Origin of the sequence: Providencia rustigianii (genome assembly GCF_900637755.1) — a bacterium.
GTDB lineage: Bacteria > Pseudomonadota > Gammaproteobacteria > Enterobacterales > Enterobacteriaceae > Providencia > Providencia rustigianii.
Window position 1 is genome coordinate 3,173,878 of record NZ_LR134396.1, and the last position, 14,645, is coordinate 3,188,522.

At 41.8% G+C, this 14,645-nt stretch carries 15 protein-coding genes; 6 read left to right on the forward strand and 9 right to left on the reverse strand.

Features of this window, described 5'->3' with window-relative positions:
* Positions 1–44 precede the first annotated feature (44 nt).
* A complete protein-coding gene (gene rsmI / locus EL244_RS14565; protein ID WP_006814200.1) occupies positions 45–917 on the reverse strand; it encodes a 16S rRNA (cytidine(1402)-2'-O)-methyltransferase in 873 nt (290 codons plus the stop codon).
* 61 nt (positions 918–978) lie between these two features.
* Here rsmI and EL244_RS14570 point away from each other — a divergent pair, with 61 nt between their 5' ends.
* From EL244_RS14570 to dolP, 4 genes are read left to right on the forward strand one after another with little or no spacing between them, the layout of a single operon-like run.
* Positions 979–2,652, forward strand: a complete 1,674-nt coding sequence (locus EL244_RS14570; RefSeq protein ID WP_126461826.1) for a penicillin-binding protein activator — start codon at positions 979–981, stop codon at positions 2,650–2,652.
* Positions 2,653–2,701: 49 nt separating this feature from the next.
* A complete protein-coding gene (locus EL244_RS14575) occupies positions 2,702–3,088 on the forward strand; it encodes a YraN family protein (RefSeq protein WP_006814202.1) in 387 nt (128 codons plus the stop codon).
* Entirely contained in the window at positions 3,089–3,679 is a 591-nt protein-coding gene (gene diaA / locus EL244_RS14580) for a DnaA initiator-associating protein DiaA (RefSeq protein ID WP_006814203.1), read from the forward strand.
* Positions 3,680–3,688: 9 nt separating this feature from the next.
* On the forward strand, positions 3,689–4,264 hold the full coding sequence (dolP, locus tag EL244_RS14585; RefSeq protein ID WP_126461829.1) for a division/outer membrane stress-associated lipid-binding lipoprotein: 576 nt from the start codon (positions 3,689–3,691) through the stop codon (positions 4,262–4,264).
* A 63-nt stretch (positions 4,265–4,327) separates the two neighbouring features.
* On the opposite strand, the gene mtgA is transcribed toward dolP, so the two are convergent.
* From mtgA to arcB, 3 genes are all read right to left on the reverse strand, one after another.
* A complete protein-coding gene (gene mtgA / locus EL244_RS14590) occupies positions 4,328–5,050 on the reverse strand; it encodes a monofunctional biosynthetic peptidoglycan transglycosylase (RefSeq protein WP_126461832.1) in 723 nt (240 codons plus the stop codon).
* An 8-nt stretch (positions 5,051–5,058) separates the two neighbouring features.
* The gene (gene elbB / locus EL244_RS14595) at positions 5,059–5,709 is read right to left on the reverse strand and encodes an isoprenoid biosynthesis glyoxalase ElbB (protein WP_126461835.1); all 651 of its coding nucleotides are present in this window, start codon (positions 5,707–5,709) and stop codon (positions 5,059–5,061) included.
* 229 nt (positions 5,710–5,938) lie between these two features.
* Positions 5,939–8,284, reverse strand: coding sequence for an aerobic respiration two-component sensor histidine kinase ArcB (gene arcB, locus EL244_RS14600; RefSeq protein WP_006814207.1), 2,346 nt, complete (start codon positions 8,282–8,284; stop codon positions 5,939–5,941).
* A gap of 229 nt (positions 8,285–8,513) precedes the next feature.
* Here arcB and EL244_RS14605 point away from each other — a divergent pair, with 229 nt between their 5' ends.
* Entirely contained in the window at positions 8,514–9,890 is a 1,377-nt protein-coding gene (locus EL244_RS14605; RefSeq protein WP_126461838.1) for an FAD-dependent oxidoreductase, read from the forward strand.
* A gap of 46 nt (positions 9,891–9,936) precedes the next feature.
* On the opposite strand, the gene sspB is transcribed toward EL244_RS14605, so the two are convergent.
* The 5 genes from sspB to zapE form a co-directional block, all read right to left on the reverse strand.
* On the reverse strand, positions 9,937–10,431 hold the full coding sequence (gene sspB, locus EL244_RS14610; RefSeq protein ID WP_126461841.1) for a ClpXP protease specificity-enhancing factor: 495 nt from the start codon (positions 10,429–10,431) through the stop codon (positions 9,937–9,939).
* Between the two features lie 12 nt (positions 10,432–10,443).
* Positions 10,444–11,082 carry a stringent starvation protein SspA gene (gene sspA, locus EL244_RS14615; RefSeq protein WP_126461844.1) on the reverse strand — a complete coding sequence of 213 codons (639 nt, stop codon included), beginning with the start codon at positions 11,080–11,082 and terminating at the stop codon, positions 10,444–10,446.
* A gap of 511 nt (positions 11,083–11,593) precedes the next feature.
* Entirely contained in the window at positions 11,594–11,986 is a 393-nt protein-coding gene (gene rpsI / locus EL244_RS14620) for a 30S ribosomal protein S9 (protein ID WP_006814212.1), read from the reverse strand.
* Positions 11,987–12,000: 14 nt separating this feature from the next.
* Positions 12,001–12,429, reverse strand: a complete 429-nt coding sequence (rplM, locus tag EL244_RS14625) for a 50S ribosomal protein L13 (protein ID WP_006814213.1) — start codon at positions 12,427–12,429, stop codon at positions 12,001–12,003.
* Between the two features lie 298 nt (positions 12,430–12,727).
* Positions 12,728–13,858, reverse strand: coding sequence for a cell division protein ZapE (gene zapE / locus EL244_RS14630; RefSeq protein ID WP_126461847.1), 1,131 nt, complete (start codon positions 13,856–13,858; stop codon positions 12,728–12,730).
* 251 nt (positions 13,859–14,109) lie between these two features.
* Here zapE and zapG point away from each other — a divergent pair, with 251 nt between their 5' ends.
* Positions 14,110–14,508, forward strand: coding sequence for a Z-ring associated protein ZapG (zapG, locus tag EL244_RS14635; protein ID WP_006814216.1), 399 nt, complete (start codon positions 14,110–14,112; stop codon positions 14,506–14,508).
* The last annotated feature ends 137 nt before the right edge of the window (positions 14,509–14,645 follow it).

Consider the following 14,645-nt stretch of genomic DNA (forward strand, 5'->3'; position numbering starts at 1 on the left):
TCAAAGGCAGTCTATTTACCACAAAGCTAGTACTTGGACGAAAATCACTCGCTGTCTTGCTGATCCAGCATCAATTTATATAGCTGATTTTTTTTCAAGCCGTAGATTTCAGCAGTAATTGCCGCGGCTTTTTTCGGCGGTAATTCTTTTTGTAATAAATTCAACGTGCGCATCACATCCGGCGTGATAGCGGATTCTTCATCTTGAGGCTTATAACCTTCAACAATCAGAACCATTTCTCCACGATGGCGATTTTCATCTTCTTTAACCCACTCAAGTAGTTCGCCAACCGGACGACCTTCAATGGACTCCCAGGTTTTTGTCAATTCACGCGCGAGAACCACTCGGCGGTCAGGCCCCCAAACTTCAACCATATCCGCTAAACTGTCTAACAAACGGTGAGTCGATTCATAAATAATTAATGTTCGTGTTTCTTGCTCAAGGGACTTCAGTACATCTTTACGACCTTTAGTTTTCGCTGGAAGAAAACCTTCATAGCAGAAACGATCGGATGGTAATCCCGCGGCTGATAATGCTGTTATCGCAGCGCATGCACCCGGTAATGGGACAACTCGAATGCCCGCTTCACGGCAGCGATTGACTAAATGATAACCAGGATCGTTAATTAAAGGTGTACCTGCATCAGAGACTAATGCGATACTATCCCCTTGTTGAAGTTTGCTAATTAACAGATCTGCCTTTTGCTGCTCATTATGATCATGTAGCGCAAACATACGTGCATTAATGGCAAAATTCTGTAATAGAATTCCCGAATGCCTTGTGTCTTCCGCAGCAATTAGGTCAACATGTTTAAGCACATCCAACGCGCGTTGCGTGATATCTCCCATATTACCAATTGGGGTTGGCACGATGTATAGCGTGGATGCCATAACCACTGCTTGATTAGGTTGGTTCATTGTTTCATCCGAATAGCCGGTTTAAAATTAAGCAATTGAAAAATACACCATTGGATACAGTATGCGTCCTTCAATTTTTTTGCATTTGAAAAAAAAGTTACTCTGCACTGCGATGTTGTCCACTCTCGCATTAACGGGGTGCCAACTCGAACAATCGACAACCTCGACAACCACACAGCAGCAAAGTGTTTCTGATGCCAGTCATTATCAGTCTATCATCGACGCGGCTCAAGGTAAGCCCTCAATGGAAGTGCTACGCGCTTATATAAGCCAAGAACCTCTGCTTACCGACCCTGCACAACATCAAGCTAATATTGATTCTCTGTGGCAAATGTTAACACAGATGCAGCCAGAACAGATTCAAGGGATCGCAGCAGATGAAAATATTTTATTAGGCTGGGTCGACCTTCTCGATATCTATCAAAATAATAAAGATGATCCAGAAGCCCTACGAGTGGGCATTGCCGATTGGAAAACCCGTTATCCACATAATCCAGGGGCAAAAAATCTCCCAACTGCATTAGTTCAAGGTACTGTCGCAAAAGTAGGCGATGCTCCACGTATTGCACTATTCTTACCAATGAGTGGTCAAGGGCAAGTGTTTGGTCAAGCTATCCTGCAAGGCTTTACCGATGCGCAAAAAGGGTTGCCTCAGTCATCAGCCCCTTCAGTCACTGAGCCAACAGCTCCCCAAAGTACTGGCAATGATGTTTTAGACCAAATTTATCAAGAAGTTGCGGCGACAGTGAATGAAAATGCTAATGGCGATGTCGTCGCTTCAAGCCTAATGATTGATGCTGTACCGACTAATGCACAAAGCGTCAAAGTATTTGATACTCAAGGTAAAGCGATCCCTCAGTTAGTCCAACAAGCAACTGCCGAAGGCTATAACTTGATTGTGGGCCCACTGCTGAAAGCTGAAGTTCAAACAATAGCTCAAATGAATGCGCCAATCAGTGTTCTGGCTTTAAATGAATTAGATGCAAATCAGTTAAAACCTAGCCCAAATCTATGTTATTTCTCTTTATCCCCTGAAGATGAAGCGAAAAATGCCGCTAACCAAATGCGAGCTGATGGGAAACAGATGCCGTTGGTGTTAGTTCCAGCAAATCCATTTGGCGATAGAATTGCCAAAGCTTTTGCACAAGAATGGCAAGCAAAAGGCGGTGGAACGGCATTAGTACAAACATTTGGTTCAGTAGGTTCGCTAAAAGAATCTATAAACCGTGGGCAAGGGATCCGTATGACGGGTACGCCTATCAGCGTTGACGCCCAGCCAATGGTACAAACTGAAGGTGGTGTTGACGCTGTATATATCGTGGCAACCCGTGATGAGCTAACGTTAGTTAAGCCAATGATCGACATGGCTATTAGTTCACGTCAGCGTCCTGCTTTATATGCAAGTTCTCGTAGTAACCAAGGTAGCTCCAATGCGGATTACCGTTTTGAAATGGAAGGCGTGAAGTTTAGTGAAGTCCCATTATTAGCAGGGGCGAACAGTAATCTTCGGAAGCAAGCCCAAGGTAAAGTGAATAATGACTATTCATTATTCCGCCTCTATGCCATGGGCATTGATGCGTGGTCACTCGCAAATAACTACGATAATTTGCAAAAGAATGCTCAATTCCGTATTCATGGGGCATCAGGCACATTAACGGTTCATGAAAATTGTGTCGTTTATCGTGAATTGCCTTGGTTACAATTTCAGCAGGGTCAAATAAAACCCGTGCAATAATATTTACAAGGCAATCATGATGATTGCCTATTTTTCAGACTAGGATGTCATGCAAACAATAAAAAAATCATTAAAATGGTTAACTGGTAGGCATTACGAAAACCAAGCACTCGCCTATTTGCAACAACAAGGGTTGACGTTAATTGCCCGTAATGTTCGCTGTCGAATGGGCGAAATCGACCTGATTATGCGTGATGGGACGGTTTTGGTCTTTGTCGAAGTGCGTTTTCGCAAGAATAGTGATTACGGAAACGCACTTTTATCAGTAAACTGGCACAAACGCAGAAAAATATTGGCAACTGCCCAATATTGGCTTGCTCAGCGACAACAAAGTTTTGAAACAACCCCCTGCCGCTTCGATATCTATGCAATCACCGGCAAACAGTTTGAGTGGGTTCAAAACGCGTTTAATCTTAGTGAACAGGAAAACAAGTAAGTGCTAGATAGAATAAAAGTTTGTTTTACCGAAAGTATTCAAACTCAAATTGCTGCGGCAGAAGCACTGCCCGATGCGATTTCTCGCGCAGCGGTAATGATGGTTCAGTCATTGCTGAATGGTAATAAAATTCTGTGTTGTGGTAATGGTGCATCAGCTGCAACAGCACAGCGTTTTGCTGCCAGTATGATCCATCGTTTTGAGACAGAACGCCCAAGTTTACCTGCATTGGCGCTAAATACCGATAATACAGTGTTGACTGCGATATCCGGAAGCAAGCAACCTACTGAAATTTATGCCAAACAAGTCCGAGCACTTGGTCAGCATGGTGATGTTTTAATGGCTATCTCCACTCATGGTAATAGCGCTGATATCATTAAAGCAGTTGAAGCCGCAGTAACCCGTGATATGACGATTGTGGCTCTGACTGGCTATGATGGTGGTGAACTGGCAGGGCTTCTTGGTCCACAAGATGTTGAGGTTCGTATCCCATCCCAGCACAGTGTCAGAATTCAAGAAGTTCATTTATTAACCGTCAATTGTTTGTGTGATTTAATTGATAACACGCTGTTCCCACATCAGGACGAGTAAGGAGACAAAATGCGATTACTTCCAATTTTTGCCATGGTTTTTAGTTCGGTTCTTCTACAGGGCTGTATTGGTGCTGCGGTAGTCGGTACTGCTGCAGTCGCAACGAAGAGCGTTTCAGACCCTCGCTCGGTGGGTCAGCAAGTTGATGATGGTACACTAGAAGCGCGTGTCAGTGGTCAACTGAATAAAGATAAAGATATCACAAGCAAAGCTCGCATCGTGGCAACTGCGTATAAAGGACAGGTTCTATTAACCGGTCAGTCTCCAGATATGGCATGGGCTGAGCGAGCAAAACAAATCGCCAGCAAAGTGGATGGAACGACCGCGGTCTACAATGAAGTTCGTCAAGGTGAACCTGTCGATTTAGGTACAGCATCAAAAGATACTTGGTTAACAACCAAAGTGAAATCTAAGATATTAACCAGTGATGGTGTTAAATCAGGTAGCGTAAAAGTAATTACCGAGAATGGGGAAGTTTTCTTATTAGGAGTACTGACTCGACAGGAAGGTGATGCAGCCGCCAAAATTGCAAGCGAAACCGATGGTGTCCGTCGAGTTACGACCGCTTTCACTTATCTTAATTAATCATAAACGATAATCAATTGTTATAAAAAGCCAAGCCATGAACTCAAAATCATGGCTTTTTTTTTAATCCTCACCAATCTGGTTATTTTTCAGATAATTCCTATCTCCTAAAAGGTTCATCTGATTAAGTATCCACGCCTGCCTTTTTAAAACATAGGAAGATGGCTTTTTTACACTGAATCGATGTGGATTTGGAAGAACAGCGGCCAAAAGTGCAGACTCTTCTCTAGAAAGCTTGATGGCAGGCTTATTAAAGAATTTATTTGCTGCTTCTTCAACACCAAAAACCCCCTCACCAAACTCTGCAATATTGAGATAAATAGTTAGTATTCTTGTTTTTGACCACATAACTTCCATTATTGGTGTCATAGCCGTCTCAATTCCTTTTCTTAACCAGCTTCGGCCATCCCATAACCATAAGTTTTTTACTGTTTGTTGAGAGATCGTAGAGGCGCCTCTAACAGGTCGTTTATCATCCAAATTATGCTTATAAGCACGCTCAATCGCATCGAGATCAAATCCCCAATGATGGGGAAAATTTTGATCTTCTGAAGCAATAACAGCAAGATAAACATAGGGGGAAATCTGCTTTTCATTGACCCATGTCGAATGAGAAACATAAGAAAAATTAAAGTTAAGCCAAGCGGATAGCTGTCTTTCGACCATCACTGCGGAAAAGGGAACGGGCACAAACTTAAAAATGATGACAGAAAATAACCATAAAGAAAGCAATGAGATTATAATTCTCTTAAGCCAGTGCCCTAATCGGAAAACAATCTTTTGCATTCCGTTAATTACGCCATTTCCAGTACTTTCTTCACGAGCTTACTGATCCCACTATTCGCCTCTGCAATAGATTGAGCCAGCATATAAGCAGGAGTTGTAACAACCTTGTGAGTTTCATCCACAACAATATCATCAACAGAACAGACAACATGCTGACCGCCCATTTTTTCAATTTGAGCAATCGTTTCAGCATCATCACCAATTGTTAGTTTCACTGATGTATTAAGCATCTTTGGTAGCATGACAGGAGCAATGCACATCAGTCCTAGTGGCTTTTTCTGCTGGTACATTGCCTGAACTAAACTTAATAGTTCTTTATTAATTTCACAGTCACTTCCTTTCACTGCGAAATTACATAGATTTTTTGCCACACCAAAACCACCTGGAATTATAAGGGCATCCAGCTTATTCGCATCAGCTGATGATAAAGGGGCTATTTTACCACGAGAAATGCGTGCAGATTCTTCCATTTGATTGCGTTTTTCTGTTTTTAAACTGCCATTAATGTGATTAATTACAGTAGCTTGATCTTCATCTGGAGCAAAAAAATAGACTTCAGCATTATTTTCACTTAAAGCCAGCATAGTTAATACTGTCTCATGAACTTCACTCCCATCAAAAACACCACAGCCACTTAAAATTACCGCAATTGATTTCATATCTTCCGCCTTTTGTAGTAAATTACTCCTCAGACACCAAACAGACAAACATCAATCTTCATCACAGATTTTAATGAATCTTGTAACAGGTTCACTAAATTTTGGTATCGTGGTAATGTCTGAGTCACGACAAACGTATTTTAATGATTCGCCTACAATAAAATCATAAGCGAATCAATGATTTCCCTGGTGTTGGCGCAGTATTCGCGCACCCCGACTTCGGTTGGGGTTATTTTTTTGTACGGTTATCAACCCAGTTTCTCAAAGTTTCTATATCTGACTTCCAATCCTGTTTTAGCTCATCTACCCACTCTTGAACATTATCCCACCAAGCCGGTAATTCCGGTGATTGAATTTGCTGAGCAAGTTTCTGTAAATTTTTCAGTCCAATGGAACCCGCTGCCCCTTTGATTTTGTGAGCTTCTTCAACAATCCCTTTTTGATCTTTAGCCACCATATTGGTATCAAGAATAGCGAGATAACCAGGGATCATCTTCTCGAATACCGCCAACCCGTCGTAAATCAGCTTTGGTCCCACTAAATCAATATATTGCTCAAGCATGTCACAATCTAGAATGGATTCATCAACTTCAGACATTGAGATATTCTCCGTATGTTCATGGTTAGCGGAGGCATTGTCGCCCCAGAATTGCTCAATAACTTGAGTCAAGGCTGGAACGGATAAAGGTTTGCTTAGAACACCATCCATTCCCGCATCAAAGTACTCTTTCTTGTCTTTCAATACATTGGCAGTTAATGCAATTAATGGTGGTAAATCTTCCTTGTCGTACTGCTGTTTTAGTTGTCTAGAAATATCCAAGCCTGTCATATCTGGTAATTGGATATCTAGTAGAACAAGGTCATACTCACCTGGTGCGAACATTTCCAATGCATCTTTACCCGTCATGGCGACGTCAACCGTATTGCCAAGGTTCTCTAGCACAGAACACGCCACAACCACGTTAAGTTCGATATCTTCGACTAGTAAGATATGAAGAGCTGGGAGCGGATAATCATCTTCATTTTCTTGTTGCTCCTCAATTTGATCTTCAACAACAGGGGCTGTAATGGATAATGTGAATGTTGAACCCTGACCAATTTTGCTTTCAACCTGAATATCTCCACCCATACTTTGTGCTAGCCTACGAGATACAGAAAGCCCAATCCCCGTTCCGGTTGCAGGGCGTCCACCCGCAGAATCTCGAACTTGGTAATACATCGCGAAAATTTTATCGAGTTCATCCTGTGGAATACCAATACCACTGTCTTTCACTTGGAAAAATAGTTTGTTATCTGCTTCTCGCCATATACTCAGCTTCACTTCACCTTTTTGAGTAAACTTCACTGCATTACCAATGAGATTCCACAAAATTTGGCGTAAGCGAGTGCCATCCGTCAAAATAGTTTTTGGTAGCCCTCGAGCGACATCCAGAACAAATTTCAGCCCCTTTGGCTGAACAAGTAGTCCACTCAAGTTTTCGAGATCATTGACAAATTCAGGTAGAACGACGGGTTGGTTATCCAACTGCACTTTACGACGTTCAATCTTATCCATCTCGATAACGTCATTAAAGATATTTCCCAACGTAATGGCGCTGACATGGATAGTTTTCAGGTAGCTGGCTTGCTCCTTACTAAGTTTGGTATCCAGAAGTATGCGGCTAAGTCCCACAATGCCATTAAGCGGCGTACGAAGCTCGTGGCTGATCGTTGAAATAAAGGTGGTCTTATCCCTACTCGCATTCTCTAACGCCTCCTGATAACGTTTACGCTCGGTTATATCGCGACCAAAGCCCATTAACCCATGTCGTTTACCAACACGATCATAAAATGGTACTTTACGTAATTCAAAACAGGCCTTACGTCCGTCGGGATACACCAACCACTGTTCATAAGTAAGTGCAACGTTATGTCTGAAGACTTTTTCGTCAGTCTCCATTACTTTTGCCGCTATTTCGGCATCATAAATATCTAATGGTGTTAGCCCCACCAGTTGTTTCTCACTTTTACCTGTGAGTAACTCCATGGCGCGGTTACACCCCGAAAATTCGTTATTTTCATTACGGTAATAAACGAGGTCAGGAGAGGCATCCAGAAACGAGCGTAACAGCACGGATTGCTGTTCAAACTCAATTTGGGTTTGTTCCCGAAATTTCATTTCTTGTTTTAATTGTTCTAATAATTCGAGGTGGGCGCTTTCTGCTTTTTCTCGTTCAATAATTTCTAGATTCAGTTGCTCAATATTGCCTTGAAGTTGGGTATTTAGCTCCGCATCCCGATGTCTCATAACCTCAAGTTTATCGACCATACGCGTTAAGCGCTGACGTGACTCTTCCAATTGTTCGACCACCACGGAGAGAAAATAAACAGCCAATGGCGTAATGATTAATCCAAATAGGATTGAGCCTACCATATCGAGGCTATCCACGTGTCCACGTAAGAAAATTGCCACTGCCATTTGCATTATCATCGCAAGCACAATCAACGCTGATGCTAGTAGCAAAGAGAAACGTACTAACCCCAGTTTCATCATCAGGTCGACATAATATTGTGCTAGACCGCGAAGTACTTTCATAACCACCCCTTAGTTAAATTCTCTATGAATCATATATCAAACAAGGATGTTTCGAATGTAGATTCATACGAAATGTCGATCCTGCTCATTAAATCACCTCATCATCGATAGATTATCATCGGCTCAATTGGCGACTTTATTATGATAATCACTATTTAAATCAACTTTATCAAAGTAAACTTTAATTCACGTCATAACCCATGAAACAAATTGCTGAGTAAGGATCAACATGTCTGCATCCCATGACGGTTCACAACGTGTTGAACCACAAACCAAAGCTCTCAATATCCGTAAAATCGAGTTTATCGAAATTTACCAACCAATCAGTGGTATCGAAGTGCAAGGCCAAGCTCAGCGTTGTTTGTCTTGTGGAAGCCCTTACTGTGAGTGGAAATGTCCGCTACATAATCACATTCCCAACTGGCTAAAATTAGCGGCGGAAGGCAAAATACTTGAAGCTGCGGAGCTGTGCCATCATACCAATAGCCTGCCCGAAGTCTGTGGCCGAGTATGTCCTCAAGAAAAATTATGTGAAGCGGTATGCGTGCTGAATGAAACCTTTGGTTCAGTCACTATTGGGCATCTTGAACGTGAGATTACCGATAAAGCTTTTGAGCTGGGCTGGCGTCCTGATATTTCCCATGTCACAGCGACGAATAACCGCGTCGCCATTATTGGAGCGGGTCCGGCAGGTTTGGGTTGTGCGGATGTGCTTGCGCGCAATGGCGTACAAGTCACCGTGTTTGATCGCCACCCGGAAATTGGAGGCTTACTCACTTTTGGTATTCCCGCGTTTAAACTTGAAAAAACTATCATGCAACATCGTCGACGGATTTTTGAAGAGATGGGGATCAAATTTAAATTAAATTGCCAAATTGGACATGATATTCCCTTTGAAAGCTTACTGAATGACTTTGACGCGGTTTTTATTGCAACGGGAACCTATCAGCCTATCGAGGAGCAACTTACTAACCTAAAGGCGATAGGAGTCTATAACGCACTCCCCTATTTAGTCGCCAATACTCGGCATTTAATGCACTACCCTGAAAATACCGATTTTCCTTACATCAATGTGGCACATCAGCGTGTTGTGGTATTAGGTGGCGGAGATACGGCGATGGATTGTGTACGAACCGCTATTCGACAAGGAGCTCAACACGTTAGCTGCCTCTATCGCCGAAAAAAAACAGACATGCCCGCAGCAAAACGGGAAGTTTTGCATGCCGAAGAGGAAGGCGTAGATTTTTATTTTAACTTGCAACCAGTGAGTATTAAAGTTAATAAAAATCATCATGTTGTAGGAATTAACACCACGAACACTCAACCCAGTGTTAATGAAAAAAATACTGTTGAACTCCCCGCAGATATCATCATTATTGCGTTTGGCTTTGAATCTGATCCTATGCCATGGCTTCTGTCATGTGAGATTCAGCGTGATCCTCAAGGACGAATCAAGGCTCAACGCCATAGCGAATTTCCATATCAGACTTCACATCATAAGGTTTTTGCTGGTGGGGATGTCGTTCATGGCTCTGATTTAGTTGTAACTGCCATTGCCGATGGTCGAGGTGCAGCTGAAGGTATATTACTGTATTTAGGTATTTAATTTATTTTTGATAAAAAAAAAGAGGAATAAATCCCTCTTTTTTTATCTATTTAACAACTCGCAGAGTCGGGCGCCCTTTCGGTGGTCTTGGCGGCTCATCGTCTGGTGTAGATGATTCGTCAGTTTGAGCTGACTCGTCATGAACCAAGATAATATTGTCTGCCAATGCTTCGTCTGTTATGTCATTTTCTTCTGAAAAATGCTCATCATAAGCTGCTTCAGGTTCAAACATCATACCAGCACCATTTTCACGAGCATATACAGCCATAATTGCAGCCATTGGAACGTATACCTGACGAGGTATTCCACCAAATCGAGCATTGAAGCGAACCTCTTCGTTGGTAATTTCAAAATTACCCACGGCACGAGGCGCTACATTTAATACAATTTGCCCATCTCGGGCAAATTCCATCGGGACATTGACTGCGGGAAGTGTGACATCAACCACCAAATGTGGAGTCATATCGTTATCCAGCAACCACTCATAGTGAGCTCGCAGTAGATAAGGTCGACGTGGTGTCATTGGTGTCATTTCCATCATACGACTTAGCCTCTATTTAATTAACTTACGCATTTCGCGCTCTAATTCAGTTAAAGATGCTAAGAATGCATCACGCTCAAATACACGCTGCATGTACAGCTGTAAATGCTTGCTGCTAGATGGCTTTAATTCAATACCCAATACAGGTAAACGCCATAATAGCGGCGCTAAGTAGCAATCGACTAAGCTAAACTCATCACTCATGAAGAATTGCATGTGTCCAAATGTAGGAGAGACTGCAATCAGCTCTTCAGCTAATTGGCGACGCGCGTTTTCAGCTTCCTGGGCACTACCTTTCTCTATTTTATTCATCAGTGAATACCAGTCTCTCTGAATACGGTACATCATTTGACGACTAGTACCACGAGCTACTGGATATACTGGCATTAATGGTGGATGCGGGAAACGCTCATCGAGATATTCCATGATAATCAGTGGGTCATAGAGTGTTAAGTCACGATCAACCAGTGTTGGTACACTTTCATACGGGTTTAAATCAATAAGGTCTTGAGGTATATGACCAGGCTCGACATGTTCAACTTCAACACTCACGCCTTTTTCAGCCAAAACAATACGTACTTGATGGCTAAAAATATCAGTTGGACCTGAAAACAATGTCATTACCGAACGTTTATTAGGAGCAACAGCCATTAAAACCTCCAAATTATAAAAATGACTCGCACAAGCTAAAGACCGGCTTCATCATTTTTATTTTTTAAAATCCCCTGCGCTTAACCTTCACTACCCAGATTGAAAGCCAGCACAACCATCCCGCGAAATAAAAGCGAGAAATAATTGAATAAAAAAACTGGGACATATTCTAACAGATTTTGTACAGTTTAGGGGGCTAACCTAGAGAAAATCATCGGTTAATTTTGTTTTTTCGAGGGATGGCAATCAAAAATCAGAATTAAACACTTAATTAAGGCATAAACTAAAGAATAAAAACCCTAAAGTTAACTCTAATGTTTGTGTGTTAAATATTAATAATAAATGTGAATGGCATTAAAAGACTATGCATAACTGTAGTGGAATTAATCATCTTTGTCTTTTATTTTTAATTAAACTCACTCGTAACTCAATATTCCATTTTCTATAGATAATAAAAAACCCGCCATAAAGACGGGTTTTTTCATTAACTTCATGCCCAGAGGGCAATAAATTAACGTTTGGAGAATTGTGGACGACGACGTGCTTTACGCAGACCCACTTTCTTACGTTCAACAGAACGCGCATCACGGGTAACAAAACCAGCTTTACGCAGATCAGAACGAAGAGTCTCGTCATAAGCCATCAGTGCACGAGTAATACCGTGACGGATTGCGCCTGCCTGACCAGAGATACCACCACCTTTAACAGTGATGTATAGGTCAAATTTTTCCAACATTTCAATCAGTTCTAACGGCTGACGAACAACCATGCGCGCAGTTTCGCGACCAAAGTATTGTTCCAGTGTACGTTGATTGATTGTGATGTTACCGCTACCCGGCTTAATAAAGACACGAGCAGATGAGCTTTTGCGGCGACCAGTGCCGTAGTATTGATTTTCAGCCATTGCTATAATCCCGATTAAATGTCAAGAACTTGCGGTTGTTGAGCCGCGTGGTTGTGCTCATTACCTGCGTAAACTTTCAGTTTACGGTACATTGCACGACCCAGAGGTCCTTTTGGCAACATGCCTTTAACCGCGATTTCAAGCACACGCTCAGGACTACGAGCAATCATCTCTTCGAAAGTTGCTTGCTTGATTCCACCTACATGGCCAGTGTGGCGATAGTAGATTTTGTCTTCGCGTTTTTTGCCGGTAACAGCAATTTTTTCTGCATTCAGAACGATGATGTAATCACCAGTGTCCACGTGCGGAGTATATTCCGCTTTATGCTTACCGCGCAGACGGCTAGCAATTTCAGTTGCAAGACGGCCTAAAGTTTTGCCATCTGCATCAACAACATACCAGTCACGTTTTACGGTCTCTGGTTTAGCTGTAAAAGTTTTCATTAAAACTTACCCAATATTGAAGTTACACGTTGAGTGAACACTCATGTTCGTAAAGTTACTAGAGGTTCACGCGACTCATTGTCCAGCAAACCTACCCCTTCGAGCAGCCTAGCCGGCATTAATGCGTTATTTTTTGGGAAATAAAAAATAACGCTGTAACGTGGGGTCGCAAGATTATAGAGAAGTCAGCGACAAAAATCGACCCCAAATGCATTTTTTTTACATTCGAATCGATAATCAGCGTTATATGCTCATTAAACGCCCAAACTTACGCTGTTTTTATCGTACTGATAAAAACCTATGATAAATGCGGGATCTTTAAATATTCTTCGCTCTGCATTTCTTGTAGGCGAGAAAAGCAACGTTGGTACTCAAATGCTAAAAGTTGCCCTTGATAGAGTGACTCCATCGGCACTTGCGCATTAATCATTAATTTTACCTTACGCTCGTAGAACTCATCAATAAGCGCGAGAAAACGTCTAGCTGGATTCTCATCCGCCATTCCCATTACAGGCACATCGTACAGAAGTACAGTGTGATAGCAGTTAGAGAGGTAGATATAGTCATTTTGACTACGAGGCTCTTCACACAACACTTTAAAACTAATGGCAAGTACCCCTTCTGCGGAGCGAATTGCCTGCATTTGGCGATGATTTACTTCCAATACAGGGGTTTTGTGCCCCTCTTTACCTGCTAATTTAATGAACGTTTCATCGAGGTGCTGACGGTTTTGCTCATTAATTGGTGATAAAAATAGATGTGCTTGTGTCAATGTACGCAGGCGATAATCAATTCCAGCATCCACATTCATGACATCGCAATATTTTTTAATTTGCTCAATGGCAGGTAAGAAGCGTGCCCGTTGTAGTCCATTACGATAAAGGTTGTCTGGAGTAATATTCGATGTAGCAACTAACGTAATTCCACGAGCGAATAGACCTTCAAGCAAAGTCCCTAAGATCATGGCATCGGTAATATCAGACACGAAAAACTCATCAAAACACAATACATCCGTCTGTTTTTTAAACTCATCGGCGATAGTTTCTAATGGGTTTTCTTGCCCTTGTAATGCCATTAAATCTTCCTGCACTTTCTTCATAAAACGGTGGAAATGTAAGCGCAGTTTTCGATCGCCAGGCAGGCTGTCATAAAACATATCCATCAGCCATGTTTTTCCTCGACCAACTCCCCCCCACATATATAACCCTTGTACAGGCTCGCAGCTTTTTGTTGATGGTTTGCCAAGCAAACGACCAAAACGTTGTTTTAAGCCTGTCGGTTTCTCATTGGGAAAACAAGGTGTTGCACTGCAAAGTTGTTGATAAATTTTATCTAAACGCTCGACTGCTTGCTTTTGAACATCGTCCGGCTGAAAATTGCCTTGAGCAATTGCCTGCTGGTAACGCATAGTAGGGGTCATCGGCGACATTAACTGAATAATCCTTAAAATTTTCGGTTTTTTTTACCGTTATATGATATACACTGCCTTTATTATAACCAGATTCTGTTATCATTTAACTTTCGATTAACCATTCGGCATAGAGTAAGGAATTTTGCTTTATTATTCCACTCTTTAGTCATTAACAGATTGGCCATTAACGGGTATAGTTAGGGTAATCGAGCTAAATTTTTGGCGAATATTTTCTGTGAATTTTGATTGAAGTAAACGAAGGAGTTAGCATGACTTGGGAGTATGCACTAATAGGATTAGTTGTTGGTTTTATCATCGGCGCATTGGTTGTGCGTTATGGCAATCCAAAACTTCGTCAACAAAAAACAGCACAGGCTGAATTAGACAAGAAAAGTACTGAACTCGAAGAGTATCGTAAAGAACTTGTCAGCCACTTTGCTCGCAGCGCAGAATTACTGGATAAAATGGCACGTGACTATCGCCAGCTATATCAACATATGGCTCAAAGCTCATCAGAGTTAATGCCTGATATGCAAGATAATCCGTTCAACTACCGTTTGACTGAATCTGAAGCTGATAACGACCAAGCTCCGGTAAAAATGCCACCAAGAGATTATTCTGAAGGCGCTTCAGGGTTATTCCGCCCTGTTGAAGAAAAAGAGAAGTAATTACGCTATTCAGCCACCCGTAATCCTACATTACGGGTGGCTATTCAATATTTCAGTCTATTCCCCTCAGTACATTCATATCCCATCCAATTATGAATAAAATCTTATAGTTAATTTAATAACTGTATAGAAGTTCG